Source organism: Nocardia beijingensis NBRC 16342, from assembly GCF_001612785.1.
GTDB lineage: Bacteria > Actinomycetota > Actinomycetes > Mycobacteriales > Mycobacteriaceae > Nocardia > Nocardia beijingensis.
In genome coordinates this window covers 1-20,457 of record NZ_BDBC01000031.1, presented here as the reverse complement: position 1 = coordinate 20,457, position 20,457 = coordinate 1, and the positions used below count along the sequence as shown (strand labels likewise).

General features: G+C 67.9%; 19 protein-coding genes and 1 pseudogene. 7 read left to right on the top strand and 13 right to left on the bottom strand.

From position 1 onward, the window contains the following. Positions 1-11: 11 nt before the first annotated feature. The 11 genes from NB3_RS18525 to NB3_RS18475 all read right to left on the bottom strand — a co-directional run bounded on the left by NB3_RS18525 (position 12) and on the right by NB3_RS18475 (position 11,120). Positions 12-1,490 carry a class I adenylate-forming enzyme family protein gene (locus NB3_RS18525; RefSeq protein WP_067804698.1) on the bottom strand — a complete coding sequence of 493 codons (1,479 nt, stop codon included), beginning with the start codon at positions 1,488-1,490 and terminating at the stop codon, positions 12-14. 132 nt (positions 1,491-1,622) lie between these two features. Beyond that, positions 1,623-2,852 (bottom strand): PucR family transcriptional regulator, encoded by a 1,230-nt coding sequence (locus NB3_RS18520; RefSeq protein WP_067804697.1) that lies wholly within the window; start codon positions 2,850-2,852, stop codon positions 1,623-1,625. 18 nt (positions 2,853-2,870) lie between these two features. Continuing rightward, positions 2,871-3,497 carry a TetR/AcrR family transcriptional regulator gene (locus NB3_RS18515; protein ID WP_067804696.1) on the bottom strand — a complete coding sequence of 209 codons (627 nt, stop codon included), beginning with the start codon at positions 3,495-3,497 and terminating at the stop codon, positions 2,871-2,873. Between the two features lie 15 nt (positions 3,498-3,512). Then, positions 3,513-4,514 carry an NADP-dependent oxidoreductase gene (locus tag NB3_RS18510; RefSeq protein WP_067804694.1) on the bottom strand — a complete coding sequence of 334 codons (1,002 nt, stop codon included), beginning with the start codon at positions 4,512-4,514 and terminating at the stop codon, positions 3,513-3,515. A 59-nt stretch (positions 4,515-4,573) separates the two neighbouring features. Beyond that, the gene (locus NB3_RS18505) at positions 4,574-5,680 is read right to left on the bottom strand and encodes an acyl-CoA dehydrogenase family protein (RefSeq protein ID WP_067804693.1); all 1,107 of its coding nucleotides are present in this window, start codon (positions 5,678-5,680) and stop codon (positions 4,574-4,576) included. Beyond that, entirely contained in the window at positions 5,677-6,858 is a 1,182-nt protein-coding gene (locus NB3_RS18500) for an acyl-CoA dehydrogenase family protein (protein ID WP_067804691.1), read from the bottom strand. The genes NB3_RS18505 and NB3_RS18500 overlap by 4 nt, the downstream gene beginning before the upstream one ends. Beyond that, complete coding sequence (locus NB3_RS18495; protein ID WP_067804688.1) at positions 6,858-7,310, bottom strand: MaoC family dehydratase; 453 nt, start codon at positions 7,308-7,310, stop codon at positions 6,858-6,860. Before NB3_RS18495 ends, NB3_RS18500 begins: the two co-directional genes overlap by 1 nt. A 15-nt stretch (positions 7,311-7,325) precedes the next feature. After that, positions 7,326-8,087 carry a 3-oxoacyl-ACP reductase FabG gene (gene fabG, locus NB3_RS18490; protein ID WP_067804685.1) on the bottom strand — a complete coding sequence of 254 codons (762 nt, stop codon included), beginning with the start codon at positions 8,085-8,087 and terminating at the stop codon, positions 7,326-7,328. A gap of 41 nt (positions 8,088-8,128) precedes the next feature. After that, on the bottom strand, positions 8,129-9,112 hold the full coding sequence (locus NB3_RS18485) for an NADPH:quinone oxidoreductase family protein (RefSeq protein ID WP_067805146.1): 984 nt from the start codon (positions 9,110-9,112) through the stop codon (positions 8,129-8,131). A gap of 10 nt (positions 9,113-9,122) precedes the next feature. Beyond that, positions 9,123-9,878 carry an SDR family oxidoreductase gene (locus NB3_RS18480; protein ID WP_157111854.1) on the bottom strand — a complete coding sequence of 252 codons (756 nt, stop codon included), beginning with the start codon at positions 9,876-9,878 and terminating at the stop codon, positions 9,123-9,125. 24 nt (positions 9,879-9,902) lie between these two features. Beyond that, entirely contained in the window at positions 9,903-11,120 is a 1,218-nt protein-coding gene (locus tag NB3_RS18475) for an acetyl-CoA C-acetyltransferase (protein ID WP_067804681.1), read from the bottom strand. 345 nt (positions 11,121-11,465) lie between these two features. On the opposite strand from NB3_RS18475, the pseudogene NB3_RS36225 reads away from it, so the two are divergent. Continuing rightward, positions 11,466-11,635 (top strand): annotated as a pseudogene (locus NB3_RS36225) (porphobilinogen synthase); the annotation flags it as partial. Between the two features lie 241 nt (positions 11,636-11,876). Next, the gene (locus NB3_RS35110) at positions 11,877-12,665 is read left to right on the top strand and encodes a hypothetical protein (protein ID WP_157111853.1); all 789 of its coding nucleotides are present in this window, start codon (positions 11,877-11,879) and stop codon (positions 12,663-12,665) included. Between the two features lie 5 nt (positions 12,666-12,670). Here the strand turns inward: NB3_RS35110 and NB3_RS18465 are convergent, their stop codons facing one another. Then, positions 12,671-13,891, bottom strand: coding sequence for an MFS transporter (locus NB3_RS18465; RefSeq protein WP_174553222.1), 1,221 nt, complete (start codon positions 13,889-13,891; stop codon positions 12,671-12,673). Between the two features lie 93 nt (positions 13,892-13,984). Then, positions 13,985-14,770 carry an SDR family oxidoreductase gene (locus tag NB3_RS18460; RefSeq protein WP_244891959.1) on the bottom strand — a complete coding sequence of 262 codons (786 nt, stop codon included), beginning with the start codon at positions 14,768-14,770 and terminating at the stop codon, positions 13,985-13,987. A gap of 63 nt (positions 14,771-14,833) precedes the next feature. Between NB3_RS18460 and NB3_RS18455 the strand changes: the two genes are divergently transcribed. From NB3_RS18455 to NB3_RS18435, 5 genes are all read left to right on the top strand, one after another. Then, on the top strand, positions 14,834-15,910 hold the full coding sequence (locus tag NB3_RS18455) for a helix-turn-helix transcriptional regulator (protein ID WP_084823479.1): 1,077 nt from the start codon (positions 14,834-14,836) through the stop codon (positions 15,908-15,910). 120 nt (positions 15,911-16,030) lie between these two features. Then, positions 16,031-16,699: a GntR family transcriptional regulator gene (locus NB3_RS18450; protein ID WP_067804671.1), complete on the top strand. Its 669-nt coding sequence runs from the start codon at positions 16,031-16,033 to the stop codon at positions 16,697-16,699. Between the two features lie 63 nt (positions 16,700-16,762). Further along, on the top strand, positions 16,763-18,142 hold the full coding sequence (locus tag NB3_RS18445; protein ID WP_067804667.1) for an allophanate hydrolase: 1,380 nt from the start codon (positions 16,763-16,765) through the stop codon (positions 18,140-18,142). Then, complete coding sequence (locus tag NB3_RS18440; RefSeq protein ID WP_067804665.1) at positions 18,139-18,891, top strand: cysteine hydrolase family protein; 753 nt, start codon at positions 18,139-18,141, stop codon at positions 18,889-18,891. Before NB3_RS18445 ends, NB3_RS18440 begins: the two co-directional genes overlap by 4 nt. Further along, positions 18,866-20,457: SulP family inorganic anion transporter (locus tag NB3_RS18435; RefSeq protein WP_067804662.1), on the top strand; the 1,592-nt coding region annotated here is incomplete at its 3' end. The genes NB3_RS18440 and NB3_RS18435, both read left to right, overlap by 26 nt.

Here is a 20,457-nt window from a genome sequence, read left to right as displayed (position 1 = left end):
AATGGAAGGGGTCAGCGGCGCGCTTCGACCGCGCGGCCGCGCAGAATCCGCTTGTCGATCTTCCCGACGGCGTTCTTCGGGATCTCGTCCACGGTCACGATCAGTTCGGGAAGTTTGTAGGGGGCCAAGGACTTCCGGAGCAATTCGAGCATCTGTTCCGGCTCGACCGTGGCGCCGTCGCGATAGGACACGTAGGCGATGGGCACTTCGCCGTAGACCGGGTGTGGTCGTCCGATCACGGCGGCCTCGAGCACCTGCGGGTGGGTGTAGATCGCGGACTCGATCTCCTTGGGATAGATGTTCTCCCCGCCGCGGATGATCATGTCCTTGCTGCGGTCGACCAGGGTGAGATAGCCGTCGGTGTCCATGCGACCGATGTCTCCGGTGTGCAGCCAGCCATCGACGATCACCTTCGCCGTCTCCTCGGGCCGACCCAGATATCCCCGCATCACGGTCGGCCCCTTGATCACGACCTCGCCCACCGATCCGGCGCTGAGGAAATTGCCCTCGCTGTCTACGATGGCGATCTCCTGCCCCGGCAGCGGGAGACCGACGGTGCCGGGTTTGCGGACACCGTCGAGCGGATTGCCCGTGCTCGCGCACGTCCCCTCGGACAGGCCATAGCCTTCGTAGATCGCGATACCGTAGCGCTCCTCGAAGCGGGCGAGCAGTTCGACCGGCATCGGGGCCGCACCGCAGAGCGCGAAGCGGATCGAGGAGGTGTCGGGCCGGATGTCGGCCGGCAGCGCCGACAACATGGCGTAGATGGCGGGCACCGCGGAGAAGTAGGTCGGCCGCGCCGCCGCGACCCTGTCGAAAAAGGTTCGTGGCGAGAACCGGCCCGCGACAGTGGCCCGGCCGCCGGCGAGCAGCGGCGACAGCACGCTGACCACGATGCCGTTGACGTGGAACAGCGGCAGGATCAGCAGGCTGTGGTCGTCAGCGGTCAGCCGCATGCTCGCGACCATTGTCTCGGCCATCACCATGATGTTCGAGTGCGTCAACTCCACGCCCTTCGGGCGCCCAGTGGTACCGCTGGTGTAGATGATCAACGCCAACGCGTCGTGCGAGAACTCGGTCGCGTCCGCGACGCCGGCGCGGCCTTCGTGCCGATTCAGCTCCGGCACCGAGATCCGCTCCGGTCCATCGACCTCGCCGGACTCGTGTTCGTCCACGCAGACCAGTACCCGAGCGCGGGAATCGGCCAGCTGATAGTCGGCCTCGGCCGCGGTGGACGACGGGTCGATCGGCGTCGCCGCGGCACCCAACCGCCAGGCCGCGAACAATGCCACGATCAATTCGAGCCGATTGGGCAGCCGCACGGCGACAACATCGCCGACACCGATCCCCGCCTTCGACAACCGATCGGCATACTTCCGCACGGAGTCGAGGAACTCGGCGTTGGTGATAGGCCCCAGGTTGTCGTCAGCGAGACACGGGCCGGTGGGGGAGGTCCCGGCGCGTACATCCGGGAGGGCAGCGAAGTGCATGTCGATCTCCTTGCTAACGCAGCAGCTCACTTGCGTGAACGTCACGTTAGGAAGGCGATGTGACCTGGACCATATTGTGCGCGCATGAAGATGACCGAAGGGATCGTGCGCCCCGCACGAGGGATGTCTCGGTCACCCCACGGACTGGAGCACTGTCGACCCCAGCCATCGGCAGGCCAGCAGGGCCACCTCGACGTCCAGTCGTCTCTCCCGAAGCGAATGCCCCAGTACCGCCTCCGCCTTGCGAATCCGGTACTGGACGGTGTTGCGGTGCAGCACCAGCCGCTCGGCCGTGGTCTGGAAGCTGCCGTTCGTCTCCAGGAAGACACGCGCGGTTTCGCGGAGCTGCGCCGTGGCGTCGTCATCGCGCGCCAGCGCCCCGAGGCTCTCGCTGATCCATGCCCGCGTGGCGGTCAGGTCCGAGCACATCAGCGCGATCGGCCCGATCTGAGCCGAACAACATATCGGCGCGCGCTGTGGCGCCGGTGCGGACAGCGCGACCACCTGCGCCTGCGTCGCCTGGCGATGCGTCAGCCGGAAGCCTTCCAGCCCGGTGGCGGGTCTGCCCACCGCCACCCATGTCGCCTCGGGCGTGCGCACCGCGGCAGGATCCAGATCCAGTTCCGGTTGCGGGAGCCACGCCCACAAGGTCGATTCGTCGGCCGGGATCAGCAGGGGTGGTCCTTGGCAGGACAACTGATCGGCGATGGTCATCGCCACTTGTTTGGCCGCGCGCAGCTGGTCGGCGCCCGCGTCGGACCAGGCCACCATGCCCAAGTGGGTTCGGTCGAGCCGATATCCCAGCGCACGCTCGCTGTCACCCGGGTCGACGCGCTGTCCGGACAGGATCGAGCGCACCCGAGCGGTGCGGACGGCCATCTGGTTCTGTAGCCACCGGTCCCGCTCGTCCTGGTAGGCGGTCACGACTTGTTGGGAGACCCGATCGATGTACGCGAACGAACGGTCGGTCATCTCGGCCACCGCGGAGGTGATCAGCGCGACGTCGTCGGTCGCCGCGGTGAGCTCGCCGAGCATGTGGTCGTTGAACAGTCGCTGTCCGATCCGATACGCCCGCAACAGCGCGGTGATCGACGTGCCGCGCTGGGCCATGCGCCGGGCGTACTCCAACGCCTCCGTCGGAGCCTCCAGCTCATCGATGTCCAGTCCCAGCTCGTAGATGTGCAACGCGGTCACGACATTGCCGGTGACGCTGGCCCGCAGCAATGACTCCACCCGGCTGTCGCCGCGCAGTTCCGGCTCGATCTGGAGCATCTGCTCCGTCAGACGTTCGGACAGCGCCAGCGCATGTCGGCTCAGTCCTCCTGCGATCCTCGCGAGCAGTTCCGTGGCGTCGCTGTGCATGGGCTCATCCTGAGATCGTCACGATCGAGCGGACTCGGGAGCACTCGGTCCTCGACCGCCTACGATCCGCAGCGCGAGGTCCGCATAATAGTCGCCGATCTCCTCCGGTGACCACGAACCGCCTTCGTGGTACCAGCGCGCGATATCTATTCCTAGCGAGAGCAGCGCGGTCGCGGCCATATGGGTATTCGAGGTCTCGAACACCCCCGCGGCAGCCCCTCGCTCGATCAAGCTCCTGACCTCTCTCTCGATCGCACGCCGGGTCTCCTTGATCTCCTCTTGATGTTCCGGGCTCAAAGCGGCGAGCTCGTAGTTGATGATCCGGGCGACGGTGTGGGCGCGGGCGTGATGGATCGTGAACTCTTTCATCACGGCGACCAGCTGCCCGGCGGGGTCTTGTGCCGACGCGATGGCGGCGCGGACCCGCTCCAGGGTGTCCAGGTGACCGGCGCGTGAGATCTGATAGAGCAACTCTTCCTTGGAACGGTGGTACACGTAGATCGTCCCCGTGCTCACTCCGGCGATCGATGTGATGTCGCGGGTCGTGGAGCCGTGGAAGCCGCGTTCAGCGAAGGCGACCACCGCCGCGTCGAGCAGCCGCGCTCGGGTCTGGTCCGCGCGCGATCGGTCCTCTGTATCGGTCACCTGGACAGTATGGCGCTACACAGCGAGCACGAGTTTGCCGGTGTTGGCCCCCGTGAACAGCATGTTCAAGGATTCCCCGAATCGGGCGACACCGCCGTGCACGACATGCTCCCGGCTCTTGATCCTGCCCTCGGCCAGCCAACCGGAGATCTCCGCGATGGCCTCGCCGTATCGATCCGCGTAGTCGAAAACGACGAAGCCTGTCATCGACGCCCAGGAGACCAGCAGCGACATGTACCGCGAAGGCCCAGGAGGGAGCTTCTCCGCGTTGTACGCCGAGATCGCGCCACAGAGGACGATGCGGGCGCCGCGCCGGAGATCGGCGAGCGCGGCATCGAGAATGTCACCGCCGACATTGTCGAAATAGACGTCGATTCCCTCCGGAACGACCTCCCGTAGCCGGAGCAGGACGTTCTCACTCCGATAGTCGATGGCCGCGTCGAAGCCGAGTTCCTCGGTCAGCATCCGGCACTTCTCAGCGCCGCCCGCGATCCCGATCACTCTCGCACCCTTGATCTTCGCGATCTGACCGGCGACGCTGCCGACGGCGCCCGCGGCCGCGGAGACCACCACCGTGTCCCCGGCTCGGAGTCGGCCGACTTCGAGCAAGCCGAAATAGGCTGTCATTCCCGGCATTCCGAGCGTACCCAACCAGGTCGGACCGTCCGCCGAACGCAGATCGACTTTTTGCACTCCCCGGCCGTCATGGATCGCGTACTCGGTCACGCCGAAAGTTCCGCTGACGGCGTCGCCGACGGCGAAGTCGGGATGCGTCGACTCGACAACGGTGGCGATATCCAGCGCCCGCATGACCTCCCCGACACCGACCGGCGGGACATATGATCGGACGTCGTTCAGCCAGCCGCGCATGGCCGGGTCGAGGGAGATGAAGTCCACCTTCACCAGGATCTGCCCGGGGGAGAGCGCGGGCAGATCCTCGGTCGTCAGGTTCCATGTGTCCGCGTCGGGCAGCCCCGACGGCCGTTTCGCGAGCCGTACCTGCTGGGTAGTTGTCACGGGGATCTCCTTTCGTTCGCCGAACAGATCGGGCCGGCCGGCGCCGAGTTCCGAGACATTCAGGCCTCTTCCGACGGCAGCCCGACGAGGTCCGCCAGCAAACCCCGATGGTGGCCGGGACTTCCCAGCCCGATCTGGTCGGCCTTGGCTCGTTTGAGGTAGAGGTGCGCCGGGTGTTCCCAGGTCATACCGATCCCGCCGTGCAATTGGACGGCTTCCTCGGCGGCCCGCACCGCGACATCGCTGCAATAGGACGCCGCGACGGCGGTGGCGATCACGCTGTCGGGGTCGTCCGCCGCGAATGTTCCCGCCGCATGCCGCGCGGCGGCCGAGGCCGACTCGACCTCGACGTAGAGGTCGGCGAGGCGGTGCTTGAGCGCCTGGAATCCGCCGACCACTCGGCCGAACTGGCGTCGCAGCTTCAAATACTCGACGGTCGTCTCCAGGCACCGGGCGGCGACTCCAGCTTGCTCGGACGCCAGGAGTGCCGCGCCGATCGTCAAGCCGGATTGCATGGCTCCCGAACCGAATTCGGCGGCGACGACCACCCGGCTCGGCACGGAGTCGACGACGACGTCGGCCAGCGGACGGGTCATGTCGAGGGAGACCACCGGCTCGATCGCCGCCGCGGCGGCCGTCACGGCGTGCACCTCCGTACCGTCCGCTGTCTCGACGGCGGCCAGCAGTACATCGGCGTCGAGCGCACCGGCGACGCTGGTGACGCGGCCGGATACCCGGCCATCCGCATCAGCCGTCAAGGCCGGAACTCGCGTCGCGAGCGCAGTGGAGAACGGCGTCAGCAGCGCCGCGCTGCGACTTCCGTCGCCGAGTTGACCCACCAGCGCGGAGTCCCCGGCGAGCAGGACGGTCGTGGCGATGACACTGCTGGTCAGAAACGGTACCGGCGCGACGAATCGCCCCAGCTCCTCGAGGACCACAGCGGCGTCACGGGCTGTACCGCCTGCCCCGCCGCGGTCCTCGGGGATGAGCAGACCAGCGAGCCCCAGGTCGTCCACGATCGATGTCCACAGCGTTCGGGTCAGTGTCCGATCGCCTTCGTAGGCCCGTGCGACCGTGGACGCATCACATCGGGTGCTGAGCAGGTCACGCACCACGCTCCGCAAGGAGCTTTCGACCTCGGTATCGAGCAGCAGGATGTCGCTCATCGGCTCAGGTCCTTCCAAGCGATGTCCTTGTCCGCACGGGGTTCGCCCGGCAGGCCGAGCACCCGTTCGGCGATGATGTTGCGCAGGATTTCCGAGGTTCCGCCCTCGATCGAATTGCCCTTGGCCCGCAGGAAGCGATAACCGGCGCCGCGGCCGGCGAAATCTACCCGGTCCGGGCGCACCATCGTCCAATCGTCGTATCGCAGGCCGTCCTCGCCGCGGAATTCGACCTCCCAGCCGGAAACCTGCTGGTTGATGCGAGCGAACGACAGCTTGACAGCGGACGTTTCGGGCCCGGGTTGGCCGCCGGCCACCTGCTGCCGCAGCCGGGTCGCCGCCAGCCGGGAGACCTCGGCGTCCACCCATAGTCGCAACAACCGGTGGTGCAGTTCGGCGGTGCGCTTTTCCGGGCATTCTCGCCAGAGGTCGGCGGCGACACCCAGCACTCCGCTCTCGCGGGGCAGCGCGCGCCCCCCGATCGAGACGCGCTCGTTGTTCAGAGTGGTGGTGGCGACTCGCCAGCCTTCCCCTTCCTTGCCGAGGCGGTGCGTATCGGGGATACGGACGTCGGTGAGGAAGACTTCGTTGAATTCCGCTTCGCCGGTGATCTGCCGCAACGGCCGCACCTCGACTCCAGGTGCGGTCATGTCGCAGATGAAGTAGGTCAGCCCCGCATGCTTGGGCACGCCGGGGTCGGTGCGTGCCACCAGTATCGCCAACTGAGCCTTGTGCGCGACCGAGGTCCACACCTTCTGCCCGTTGACCACCCAGTCGTCGCCGTCGCGCACCGCCCGAGTGGCGATCGCGGCCAGGTCCGAGCCAGCACCCGGTTCACTGAACAGCTGGCACCAGATCTCCTCCCCGCTCCACAGCGGACGCAGGAAGCGCTGCCGTTGTTCCGTCGTGCCGTGGGCGAGGATCGTCGGCGCGGCCATACCCAGACCGATACCGTTGATCGCCGCGTTGTTGTCCGGAGATCCGGCCTGCTCGAACAGGGCGTCGACGAACGGTTGCAGTTCCCGATCGACACCCCGGCCACCGTGCCCGATCGGAAAGTGCACCCAGGCCAGACCCGCGTCGAACCTGGCCCGGTGAAAGGTCACGGCATCGGTGGTGGCCGGATCATATTCTGCGAGTAGGCTTTCCACCCGCTCGCGCAGATCGTCCCGATCGTCCATCACGGCACCAGCACCGCGACCGTCTCGGCGACACACGCGGGTTTGTCGGAGCCCTCGAGCTCGACGGTCACTCGGATCACTGCCTGCGACCCGATGCTGCCCGGCGCGAGCGAGACCAGCTCGACACCGGCTCGGACCCGGGATCCGGCCGGGACCGGAGTGGGGAATCGCACCTTGTTGGTGCCGTAGTTGACGCCCATCGACAAGCCCCGCACCGCATACACTTCGCCGGCCAGCATCGGCACCATCGAGAGGGTGAGAAACCCGTGTGCGACGGTGGTGCCGAATGGTCCGGCGGCGGCTTTCACCGGGTCCACGTGGATCCACTGGTGATCCCCGGTCGCTTCGGCGAAGCGATCGATCTGTTCCTGGGTCACCGTGTGCCAATCGCTGTATCCGAGGTGGGTTCCGACCGCGGACTCCAGCTCGGACAGCCCCTGGAATACCTGCACGACTCTCTCCTCCGTTCAGTTCCTCGGGCCGCCGGCCACGTAGATGACCTGGCCGGACACGAATCCGGCGCCCTCGCTCACCAGGAACGACACGGTGTGGGCGATGTCGGCGGGAGTACCGGTGCGGGCGACCGGAATCTGGGCGGCCATAGCTGCCTTGAGCTCGTCGAAGGGGATGTTCATCCGGGCGGCGGTGGCCGCGGTCATCTCCGTCTCGATGAATCCCGGGGCGACCGCGTTGGCGGTGACACCGAATTTGCCGAGTTCGAGGGCGAGGGTCTTGGTGAATCCTTGCAGCCCGGCCTTGGCGGCCGCGTAGTTGGCTTGGCCGCGGTTGCCGAGTGCCGACGTGCTGGACAGATTCACGATGCGACCCCACTTCTGCTCGATCATGTGCGCCTGCGCCGCCCTGGCCAGCAGGAACGACCCGCGCAGGTGCACATTGAGCACGGCATCCCAGTCGTCGACACTCATCTTGAACAGCAGATTGTCGCGCAGGATCCCGGCGTTGTTGACCAGCACCGTCGGTGCGCCGAGCTCGGCGGCCACGCGATCGACCGCATGGGTGACGGCCGCCTCTTCCGCGACGTCGACACCGACCGCGAGCGCGCGGCCACCGGCCGACTCGATTTCGCCGACGACCGTCTTGCAGGCGGCCTCGTCCAGGTCGAGCACGGCTACTGCCATACCGTCAGCGGCCAGCCGCCGGGCGACGGCGGCGCCGATTCCGCGAGCGGCGCCGGTGACGATCGCAGTGCGTTGTGTCGGATCGGTCATGAATACTCCTCGAAGATGTGAGTGCGGTGGAAAGGCTGGTCTCAGGGCGCGTAGACCACGCGGCCGACGGTCTGGCCGTCCGCGAGTCGCTGCACGGCGCCGGCAACGTTCGCGAGTGCCAGCCGTGCGCTGACCAGGGGACGGATCGCACCGTCGGCGGCAAGTGCGGTCAGCGCGCGGTGACACTCGGCGACGGCGCTCGGGTCCTGGGTGTTGTACAGACCCCAGTGCAGGCCGAGGATCGAATAGTTCTTGACCAGCGCGTGATTCAATGCGGCCTTTTGGATCTCGCCGCCGGCGAACCCGACGATCACGATGCGGCCTTCGAAGGCGACGCATTTCGTGGACCGCTGGTACACCTCGCCGCCGACCGGGTCGTAGATCACATCGGCGCCGCGACCGTCGGTGACCTGCTTGACCACGTCGACGAAGTCCTGTTGATGACGATCGATGACCACGTCGGCGCCCAAAGCCTCGGCATAGGCGGCCTTTTCGGCGCCACCGACAACGCCGATCACCCTTGCGCCTGCGGCCTTGCCGAGCTGGATCGCGGCGCTGCCCACGCCACCCGCCGCGGCATGCACCAGGAGGGTCTCGCCCGCTGTCAATCCGGCCCGCCGATGCAATCCGAACCAGCCGGTTTGGTAGCCGATGAACAGGGAGGCCGCCTCCGCGTCATCCAATGACGGCGGCGCGGGGAAGGTCTGGGCGGCTTCCAGCACGGCGAATTCCGCGAAACCACCGTGGGGCAGCGCCGCCCCGCCGAGCACCCGGTCACCGACAGCAGTCCCGGCCACATCGGCGCCGACCGCCACCACCTCGCCGCACAATTCGACGCCGGGCGTGAACGGCAACGGCGGCCGGACCTGATAGAGGCCGCGGCACATCAGCACATCGGGGAAGTTCGCCGCGGCGCCGCGGACTCGCACGACTACCTGGCTCGGGCCGGGCTCCGGGACTTCCACGTCATCGAGCCGGAGCACAGTGCCCGGTTCGCCCAACTCGTGGACCCGCCATGCCTTCATCCGCGCCACGTCAGACTCCGCCCGTCAGAGTGACGCCGCCGTCCACGACCAGCAGCTGGCCCGTCAGCCAGCTCGCGTCGTCGGAGAGCAGGAACGCCACCACGCTGCCGATGTCCTCGGGTACGCCGAGCCGCTTGAGCGGGTATGCCGCGGCCACCTCGTCTTCCCTGCCGTCGTAGAGAGCGGTGGCGAATTTCGTCTTCACCACCGCGGGTGCGACGGCGTTGACCCGCAAGTTCGGACCGAGTTCGACCGCGAGTTCCTGGGTGATGTGGGTGAGCATCGCCTTGCTCGAACCGTAGAAGCCGATACCCGGCGCCGGCTTGAGACCGGCGACCGACGACACGTTCACGATCGCGCCCCCGAAGTCCTTCATCCAGGCGCGATAGGTCTGCTGAACCCAGGACAGCGCGGCCAGACAATTGACCTCGACGATCTTGCGGGCCACCTCCAACGACAGATCGACCATCGGCCCGTACGCCGGGTTGATGCCGGTGTTGTTGACGAGGAGATCGGCGCTGCCGAACGTGTCGATCGCGCGCGCGACGGTCTCCGCCTGGTGGTCGACGTCATCGGCACGGCCCGCGACGGCCAGTGCGCGGTCCGGCCCGCCCAGTGTTTCCACCGCTTCGTCGAGGGCGTCCTGTTTGCGGGCGGTGATCACGACTCTCGCCCCCTCGTCCACCAAGCGCCGCGCGATGCCGAGCCCGATGCCTCGGCTCGCGCCGGTGACTATCGCGGTCTTGCCTTCGAATCTGTTCATCAATGAGTCCTTCTGCGCAGTAAGCGGTTACGACAGGCGCTCGAGCACCATCGCCATGCCCTGGCCGCCGCCGACGCACATCGTTTCCAAGCCGATCTGCTTGTCATGGAACTGCAGGGAGTTGATCAGGGTGCTGGTGATGCGGGCGCCGGTCATGCCGAACGGGTGACCGACCGCGATGGAGCCGCCGTTGATGTTGAGCTTGTCGTAGTCGACGCCCAGTTCCCGCGCCGAGGGAATCACCTGGGCCGCGAAGGCCTCGTTGATTTCGACCAGGTCGACGTCGTCGATGGTCATACCGGCCCGGGCCAGCGCCTGCTTCGACGCCTCCACCGGTCCCAGGCCCATGATCTCGGGCGACAGTGCGCTGACTCCGGTCGCCACGATCCGAGCCAGCGGCGTCAGGCCGAGTTCGGCGGCCTTGACATCCGACATGATCACGACCGCGGCGGCGCCGTCGTTGAGCGGGCAGCAGTTGGCGGCGGTCACCGTCCCGTCGGGCCGGAACACCGGCTTCAGCTCGGCGACCTTCTCCAGCGTGACTCCCGGCCGCGGCCCGTCGTCCTTCGAGACGACAGTGCCGTCGGGCAAGGTGATCGGGGTGATGTCGCGCTCCCAGAACCCGTTGGCGAGGGCGGCCTCGGCGAGGTTCTGGCTGCGGACACCGAAAGCGTCCTGTTCGGCACGGCTCACACCGCAGAGTTGCGCCACGTTCTCCGCGGTCTGCCCCATCGCGATATAGATGTCGGGCAGCAGATCATCGGTGCGCGGGTCGGTCCAGATCTCGCCTCCCGCGGCGAATTTCGCGGTCCGGCGCACCGCGTCGGCGAACACCGCGTTCTCGGTGCCGGGCAGGCCGTCGGCGTTGCCCTTGACGTAGCGGCTCACGGTTTCGACTCCGGCGGAGATGAAGACGTCGCCCTCGCCCGCTCGGATGGCGTGCAGCGCCATCCGGGTCGTCTGCAAGCTCGATGAGCAGTACCGGTTGACCGTTGTGCCGGGCACCCGATCCAGGCCCGCCAGAATCGCCACCACCCGTGCGAGATTGAAGCCCGACTCACCGGCGGGCTGACCACACCCGAGCATCAGATCGTCGATCCTGGTCGGATCGAGGGCAGGCACTTTCGCCAGCGCGGCCCGCACGATCTGCGCTCCCAAGTCGTCCGGCCGGAGATCGCGTAACGAACCCTTGCCGGCGCGACCGATCGGTGACCGGGCGACAGAGACGATGACGGCTTCGGGCATGACTGTGACCTTTCGGACATTACTGAGCGCTTGTTAACCTCCGCCACGATGCTGGACGGATCGGCGGTGGTCAATACGTCACAACAAATCCGCCGTGTGACACAGGACACATTTCCGTACCCGACTGCTCCTGGGCAGCACCGGGAAAGGCAGCTCCGCCTCTGCGGAAGACATCGGTCTCAACTGCCCGCTGCCTGGCAACATGGGGACGCTGATCGCGCCGCGCTTCGCAAGTCGGTGGCCGGGACCGGGCTGCCCCTCGAATGCCGTCCAGCCCTGTTCGTAGCGCGAGGACATAACGAAGCCTCGGCCCATTCCCGCGATGCCCGGCCAACTGCATGGTCAGGTCGGTGTTCCCCGGGGGGCGACGGCGACGTGGGCAACGACGCCACGCTGCGCGCAAACAGCGAAACGCGGTGGCACAGGCGGAATCCGGAGCTCACTCGGCGGCGCCGTGCGGCATGATGGAAGGCCAAGTCGCCGCCATTCGCGCCGGACTCGACCTCGACGTAGTACGCCGGGTGGCGGACGCGGTGAATGTGCCCATGCCGCCTCAGGATTCGGGTGGATATGCCGCGATCGAGGCCGCTGCCATGAAGGAGAAGCTGCACTGACGCTTGCAGATCACATCGCCACACGGACGCCGACGACTGCAGCCAGAAGAAATGAGGAAGCTGCGGCGATCAGCCTGAGGGCGTTGTTTTGTTGACCAGATCGGACTTGATCGCACGGGCATACGCACGATTCGCCCAACACTTGAGCAACGAGATCAGGAGGCTGGCGCGGGCTGATGCCGAACACGGCGTCAGGCCCGTCGCTCGCGAAGCGAGGGGTGCGGCCCAGATATTCTCTGACGCTGACAGAGGTTTTCGACACGCTTTCGATCCCGGCGATCCGTCGTTCCCGCATCCGCTGGTCGAATCCGGAGTCGCGCGGCCGGATCGTTTCTATAACGGTGCACGCCTGTGGCAGGTCGACCAAGTTTTTCCCAGAGCTTTTCGCGGAAGAGAAGCCGCAGCCGAGGAAGGCTATATTCGCACCGCGTCACACAGCACTGCCGGAGATGTTGTATACCTGACCGACGGCAGTGACATCGCCGGCGTGTACGGCACGATCACGAGCTGGACCGATGTCCGCGACGGAACGATGCGGTTCCACCCCGCGGGCATGGTGCTGGGTGTCGACGCCAACCGTATCCGGGTGAATCCGATGCTGGAGGAGGGGCATTCGGCGGCCAATTACATCGAAGGCGTCAGCGACCGCGTTTTCACCACCCCGGGTCGCGTGGACACATCGAAGATCGTCAGCGTGGAATTCCAAACCTACGACGACATCATCAACAATCCCGATGTAACCTTGGTGGCCGACGGCTTTCCCGGCTTCGACGGACTCCGGCAAGAGGATTTACGTGACCCCGCGGTAGTCGCCGAGCGCCTTTCCGGCATCGCCGATGCCGTGCGCAGAAATTACCCGACGATCGATGTCACCGTCAGCGCCAACCATCTCTCCAGCGACGAAGCCATCAGAACCTTCCTGGCAACATGAACAACTCACTCCGAGATGGCTTTCGGGATGCTCGCGGTCGACACAACGGCGGCTGCGGCGGCGAGGGCGGCCAAGAACAGGAAGGTGGTGGCGTAGCCGCCGAAGACGGATGCCAAAGCGGTGGCGGCGAATGGCGCCGCGGCCATGGTGACCATCAGCGGTGCCGCAAGCAGGCCGGTGAGGTGCCCGTAGTGCCCGGTTCCCCAGCGATCGCTGACGGCGGTGGCCTGCAACAGGGTGAAGACCCCGCGCGACATGCCGGCGGCGACCGCAGCCGCGATCAACGTCCACGCGGTGGTGAAGACCCCCAGCAGGGCGGTGGTCACGGCGATGGCCAGCAATATCGCCACGGTGCGCGTGCGGACGCCCGTGCGCGCGGCGAACGCGGAGTAACCGAGACGGCTGCTGACCTGCCCAGCGCCGCCGAGCCCGAGCGCGACCGCCGCCAAGCCGTTGTCGAGACCGCGTTCGGTCAGCAGCGGAACCAGGGTGACCACCACCGCGAAGGACGTGAACCCCGCGGCACTCAGGGCGAGCGCCAGCGTCAAGAAGGGGCGGCTACGCACGATCGGCCAGGGATCGGTGAGATGCGCGTGCCCGGGTTCCGCGAGGGGGCGGTGTGGCCACGGCAGGCGCAGCCCGAACCAGTGCCCTGGCACGGTCACCACGGCCAGAATCGCCATGAGCACCAAATATGTTGCACGCCAGTCCAAGCGCTCGGATATCAGGGCGGTCAACGGGGCGAATACCGTCGAAGCCATGCCCCCGGCCAGCGTGAGCGCGGTGAGAGCACGAACCCGGTTGGGGCCGTGCCAGCGGGTCAACGCGGCGAAGGCCGGGGGATACAGCACCGCTGCCATGGTTACCCCGGTCAACAACCAGCCTGCGAAGAACCACACCGGGTGCGATGCGGTCGCGACCACGATCAGCGCCGGGACGGCCAGTATCGACCCCGCGCTCATAACTCCCCGGGGACCGTGGCGGTCGACCCAGCGCCCGATCGGTATCCCGGTGAGCGCGGCCACGAGTTGCCCGCCGGAGAACGCGGCGGTCAGCGTGGTGGCCGACCAGCCGGTGTCGGTGCTGATGTGCCCGAGCAGCACGGGGAAGGCGTAGAACAGGATTCCCCAGCTGGTGATCTCGGTGACGCACAGCACCACCAGCACCCGGCGCAGTCCGGCCGAGGTGATCACCGGCTGTGGTGGGGCGGAAAGATCCTTCACCATCACTCAGTCCTTTCAGCGGTCGATGAAGACCACCGGTGTCAGGTCGAGGTGGTCGACGGCCGGACGTGTCCGTTCGGGCAGCTGGGCGAACTGTCACGTCAGTCCGCCGTCCGCACGGATGTTCTGGCCGGTGACCCATCGGTTGTCCGGATGAACCAAGAGGGCCACGAGGTCCGCGACGTCGGTGGGTCGGCCGATGCGTCCGAGTGCGGTCATCGCCGCGGCTCCCTCCACAGCGCCCGGTTGGGCGCCGCGGCGGAGCAGCTCGGTGTCGGTCGGACCGAGAGAGATGGTGTTGGCCGTGATGCCTCGGTGTCCGAATTCGCGTGAGGCGACGCGTGTGAGCTGCTCGACCGCCGCCTTGCTCGCCGCGTAGATCGCTTCCCCGGGGCTGGGCCAATAAGTGCCGACCGTGGAGACGGTGACGACCCGTCCACCGTCGCGCAGTCGCGGCGCGGCCTGCTGAAGAGTGAGAAACGTTCCGCGGGCATTCACTGCCATCACACGGTCCCACTCCTCGAGGCCCGCATCGGCCAGTGGCGCACTGGCGAACACACCGGCATTCGCCACCAGGATGTCGAGCCCGACATCGAGCTGCTCGAACACGGTGTCCGCGGCGGCGAACGCCGCGGTGACCTGGTCGGGATCGCCGAGATCCAGTCGCACCGCCGCCGCGCGTCCGCCGAGTTCGGCGATCTCGGCAACCAACGTCTCGGCAGTTTCGGATCGCGTGCGATAGGTGAACACCACAGTGGCGCCCGAGGCGGCCAACCTGGTAGTGATGGCGCGACCGATTCCGCGCGATCCACCGGTGATCAGGGCGCCGCGACCCGACAGCGGCTGGGAGGAACTGGCGGCGGGATTCATCGAAGTGGTCATGTCGGTAACCGTGGCATCTATCGCGGCGCGAATCGCTCCGCGATAGATGAGATGCTGACCGGCATGGTCGATACCAGTGTCCGGCTTCTGCGGCTGCTCGGTTTGCTGCAAACCCAGCGTCGCTGGACCGGGGCGGAGTTGGCTACTCGTCTGGGCGTGAACACCCGCACGATCCGCGTCGATATCGCCCGACTGCGTCGGCTGGACTATGAGATCGACGCTGCGCCCGGTGTGGCCGGTGGGTATCGACTCCGTGCCGGTGCCACGCTGCCGCTCCTTCGATTCGACGACGACGAGGCCGTCGCCGCCGCGGTGGCGCTACGCACCGCGGCGCGCGCGGGCGTGGCGGGTATCGGCGACGCCGCCGCCCGAGCGGCCGCCAAACTGGAGCAACTGCTCCCACCTCGGTTGCGTCACCGGTTGCATACGGTGCATTCGGCAACCGAACCAGTGCCCGATGCGGGCAACGTGTTGGACACCAGCGTCTTCCGGGCTGTCGCCACGGCGATCGAACGTAGCGAGATACTCCGATTCGACTACTCCGATCGGCACGCGACGAACAGCTGTCGTCGCGTGGAACCACACCGGATGGTGCACAGCGGCGGACGCTGGTATCTCGTCGGCTACGACCTCGATCGCCAGGACTGGCGTAGCTATCGCGTCGATCGCATCGACCCGAAGACACCGACCGGGCCCGGCTTCACGATCAGAGAACTCCCTGGACCGGATCTGACGACCTTCGTGACCCGTGGGCGGATGGCAGCACTGTGGAACTACACCGCACGAGTCACTGTTCACGCGCCCGCCGACACCGTCGCAGCCCGGATCCCCCTCGGCATCTGGACCGTCGAACCGATCGATACACATACCAGCGCGCTGGAAGCTGGAGCTCAAACCCCCCAACTGCTCGCGGCATACCTCGCCGCGATGGACCTCGACTTCCACCTCGACACCGAACAGGCACCGGAACTCGCAGCGGCCGTCGACGTCATCGCCGCTCGCTACACAGCAGCCACCCGCGACACTCGGGCGACCGAATCGACGCTCACTACTGTCCATCCGCACGGGATGCTCGGGGTGCCCGCCAGCCCGTGCAGCAGTCCCGCACCCGGCCCGCCGACAGCGGAGCCGCGCGAGTAGCCGCCTCGACCTGGCCGGCTCGTTTCTTCCGCGCCGCTGGGTGCCGCGACGTGGGTGAACCACACAGATCCGGGGCAGCGGCCGCCGTGCCGCCGACCGGCCCGTTCGTAGACTCGGAGCATGACGGTGCGTGCGGAGGAGACCGTGCTGCCGCCGAGCCTGGTGGATTTGGCGGTGCGGCATGTGCGGTCGGAGGTACTGAGCGGGGCGTACGCGCCGGGCGATCGCATCGGCGAGGAGGCCCTGTGCGCTCGGCTGGGCACCAGCCGGGCGCCGGTGCGGGAGGCACTGCGGCTGCTGGTGCAGGAGGGGCTCATCGAACATCTGCCGCGCCGCGGCTTCCGGGTGGTGGTGTGGTCGGCCACGGACGTGCTGCAACTGTTCGAGCTGCGGCGGGTCCTGGAGCGGCACGCGGTGGAGAGCGCGTTTCCGCTGCCCGCCACGGGAGATCCGCTGCGCGCGGTGCGCGCCGCGCTGGCCGACATGCGGGCGGCCGACGGCTGCTGCGACGACTTCGAGCGGGACAACGCGCACCGCCGCTTCCACGCCGCGATCGTCGCGCTGGCCGGCCAGCGGCAGCTGGATCTGGCCTATGCGCCGATCCTGCTGAAGCTGCAACTGCCGATGGCCCGAAACCTGCGGGAGGAGGCGCGGGCCACGCACCGCCGCGACGGGGTGCGCCGGCACGCCGCGCTGCTGGCCGCCCTGGAGACCAACGACCGGGACATCGTGCTGGAGGAGATGCGCACGCACGGCGAGCCGGCCTACCTCGATCTCGAATTCCGCTGATCGGCAACGCAGCCGAAACACACGAACACACCGGGCTTCACGCATTCTGTCGACAATCGACAAATGCACAGCACGGGACCGAGCGTCGCCGAGATCCTGTCTTCACACGAAAGCGGTAGCGGCTCACCGACGAATACCGCGGCACGGGTCGCCGACGCGATCGCCGCACACGGCGACGACGGTACCTGGATCACGCCGGTGCCCCGCGCGCAACTGCTGGCCGCGGCGGCCGAGATCGAGCGGCGGCCGGGCGCGCGCACGCTGCCGCTGTACGGCGTGCCGTTCGGGGTGAAGGACAGCATCGATGTCGCGGGCTGGCCCACCACCTTGGCCTGCCCCGACTTCGCCTATACGGCAACCGGAACCGCCCCGGCGGTGCAGCGCCTGCTGGACGCGGGCGCGCTGTTCGTCGGCAAGACCAACCTGGATCAGTTCGCCACCGGACTGAACGGCACCCGCACCCCATACACCATCCCGCGCAGCGTCTTCGGCGGCGACCTCGTCTGCGGCGGGTCCAGCTCCGGCTCCGCGCGGGCGGTTGCTCTGGGCGAGGTGCCGTTCTGCGTGGCCACCGACACCGCCGGGTCCGGCCGGGTCCCGGCCGCGCTCAACGGCATCGTCGGCTGGAAGCCGTCGCGCGGGTTGATCAGCACGGTCGGGCTTGTCCCGGCCTGCAAGTCGCTGGACTGCGTCACCCTCACCGCGACCTCGATCGAGGACCTCGACCGGGTCTTCGACGTGATCGCGGCGGTGGACCCGGACGATCCATGGAGCCGTTCCCGCGGGCCGCGCCACCGCGGCGGGCGGCTGCGCGCCGGGCTGCCCGCCGCGGCGGAGCTGGAGTTCTTCGGCGACACGGTGTTCCGGGATGCGCACCTGACGCTGCGGGAGCGCCTGGCCGGGCTCGGATTCGACTGCGTGGCGACTACTCTCGAGCCGTTCCTGGCGGCGGGCGAGCTGCTCTATCAGGGCCCCTGGGTGGCCGAGCGGCTGGTGGAGTTCGGCGACTTCGTGGCCGATCATCCGGACTCGATACTGCCGGTAGTGCGCGAAATCCTCACCGGCGGCTACCGGTTCGACGCGGTGGACGTGTTCCGGGCGCAGCAGCGGCTACAACGGCTGCGCGCGCGGGTGGCCCGGATGTGGGCCGACTTCGACGTGCTGGTGCTGCCGACCATCGGCACCACCTTCACCGTGGCGCAGGTGCTGGCCGATCCTGTCGCCACCAACACCGTGCTCGGGCACTACACCCATTTCGGGAATCTGCTCGACCTCACCGCCGTGGCGGTGCCGATGGGCGTGACCGGCGACGGGCGGCCGCTGTCGGTCATGGTGGCCGGTCCCGCGCTCGCTGACGACACCGTGCTGGCGGCCGCGGCGCGCATCCTCGACGAACCCCGCACGGTGGTGACCGCCGCCCGAGCAGCGAAGGAGCGACAATGACCACCACACAGTCCATTCCGGCGCGGCCGGGATCCTTCCGATACGAGCCGGGCACCCTGGCCCTGCTGATCATCGATATGCAGCGCGACTTCCTGCTGCCCGGCGGCTTCGGCGAGAGCCTCGGCAACGACGTCGGCCTGCTGCGCACGGTGATCGAGCCGCTGCGCGCGCTGCTGGCCGCCGCCCGTGCGGCGGGGGTGCCGGTGCTGCACACCCGGGAGGGTCACCGGCCCGACCTGTCCGACTGCCCCCCGTCGAAGCTATTGCGCGGCAACCCCTCCCAGCGCATCGGCGACCCAGGGCGGTTCGGCCGCATCCTGATCCGCGGCGAGTACGGCCACGACATCGTCGACGAGCTGGCACCGCTGCCGGACGAGGTCGTGATCGACAAGCCGGGCAAGGGCGCCTTCTACGCCACCGGCCTCGCCGCCGAATTGCAGCGCGCGGGCATCCGCTCCCTGCTGGTCACCGGGGTCACCACCGAGGTGTGCGTGCACACCACCGTGCGCGAAGCCAACGACCGGGGCTACGAGTGCCTGGTCGTGTCCGACTGCGTCGGTTCCTATTTCCCCGAATTCCAGCGAGTGGGACTGGAGATGATCGCGGCACAGGGTGGCATCTTCGGCTGGGTCGCCGATTCGGCCGCGGTCGTCGCCGCGCTGACCACGCCCGCCCAGCTCGACCCTTCCGCCGATACGCCCGGTCTAGTGAACAGGAAAACCGATGTCCCTCGAAACGCAACCCGGTGACACTGCACCCGCCGAGGAACCCGCCGCCCTCCGCTTGCCCTGGTGGACGCGCGGCGACACCAACGCCTACTTCGGGCTCTGCTTCAACATCCTGGTCAACGTGCTCACCCTCACCACGCTGTCCATCACGGTGGTGAACATCTCGAGCAGGGACGTGCTGGGCAGCGTGCTGCCCGCGCTGGGCGTGGCCCTGGTGCTCGGCAACCTGTACTACGTGCTGCTGGCCCGCCGCCTCGCCCGCCGCGAACAGCGGGCGACGGTGACGGCGCTGCCGTACGGACCCAGCGTGCCGCACATGTTCATCGTGGTGTTCGTGGTCATGCTGCCGATCTATCTGGGCAGCCACGATCCGCTGAAGGCGTGGTCGGCGGGCCTGGCCTGGGCGTTCCTGATCGGCGTGATCGTTATGATCGGCGGCTTCGTTGGTCCCTACATCCGCCGCATCACCCCGCGTGCGGCCATGCTCGGCACCCTGGCGGGCATCTCGATCACGTTCATCTCCATGCGCCCGGCCGCGCAGATGTGGGAGGCCGCGTGGATCGCGCTGCCCGTGCTGGCGATCATCCTGATCGGCTTCTTCACCGACGTGCGGCTGCCCGGCAACGTCCCGGTCGGTCTGGTGGCGCTGCTGGTCGGCACGGCGATCGGCTGGATCGGCGGGTTCATGTCGGTGCCGGACGTCAGCAAGGCCGCGCACGACATCGCGATCGGGCTGCCGACCCTGCACCTGCACTTGCTGTTCACCGGCCTCGGCAATCTGAGCCCGCTGCTGGCCACGGCGATCCCGCTGGGCGTCTACAACTTCACCGAGGCGATGAGCAACGTGGAGAGCGCCGCGGCGGCGGGCGACAACTACAACCTGCGCAGCGTACTGCTCGCCGACGGGCTCGGCGCCGTCGTCGGCTCAGGCTTCGGCTCGCCGTTCCCGCCTGCGGTCTACATCGGCCATCCGGGCTGGAAGGACGCCGGCGGGCGCACCGGATACTCGCTGGCCAGCGGCGTCACCATCGGCGTGATGTGCCTGCTGGGGCTGTTCGGGGTGCTCGCCACCCTGCTGCCGATCCCGGCGATCGTGCCGATTCTGCTGTACATCGGCCTGCTGATCGGCGCCCAGGCGTTCCAGGCGGTGCCCAAGTTGCACGCCGTGGCGGTGGTCGCGGCGCTGATCCCGAACCTCGCCGAGTGGGCGGTCGGCCAGATCGACAACGCGCTGACGGCGGCCGGCACCACCGCCGACAAGGTCGGTGACGCCGCGCTCGGCCAAGCGGGCGTGGTGTACGACGGGCTGAAGACGCTGGGCTCGGGCGGCGTGCTGGCCGGTCTGGTGCTGGGCGCGGTCGTGACCTTCGTCCTGGACAAGCGCTTCGTCGCCGCGGCCACCGCGTGCGCCGCCGCCGCGGCGCTGAGCTGGATCGGCCTGATCCACGCCGCCCAGGTCGCCTGGGCGGCGGCGCCGAAGGTGGCGCTGGGCTATCTGTTATGCGGGCTGGTCTGCCTCGCCTACTCGCGGCTGGCCGGGGCTCGGAAGCCGCTCGCAGCGGGCCCGGCAGTGCCCGAACGGCCGAT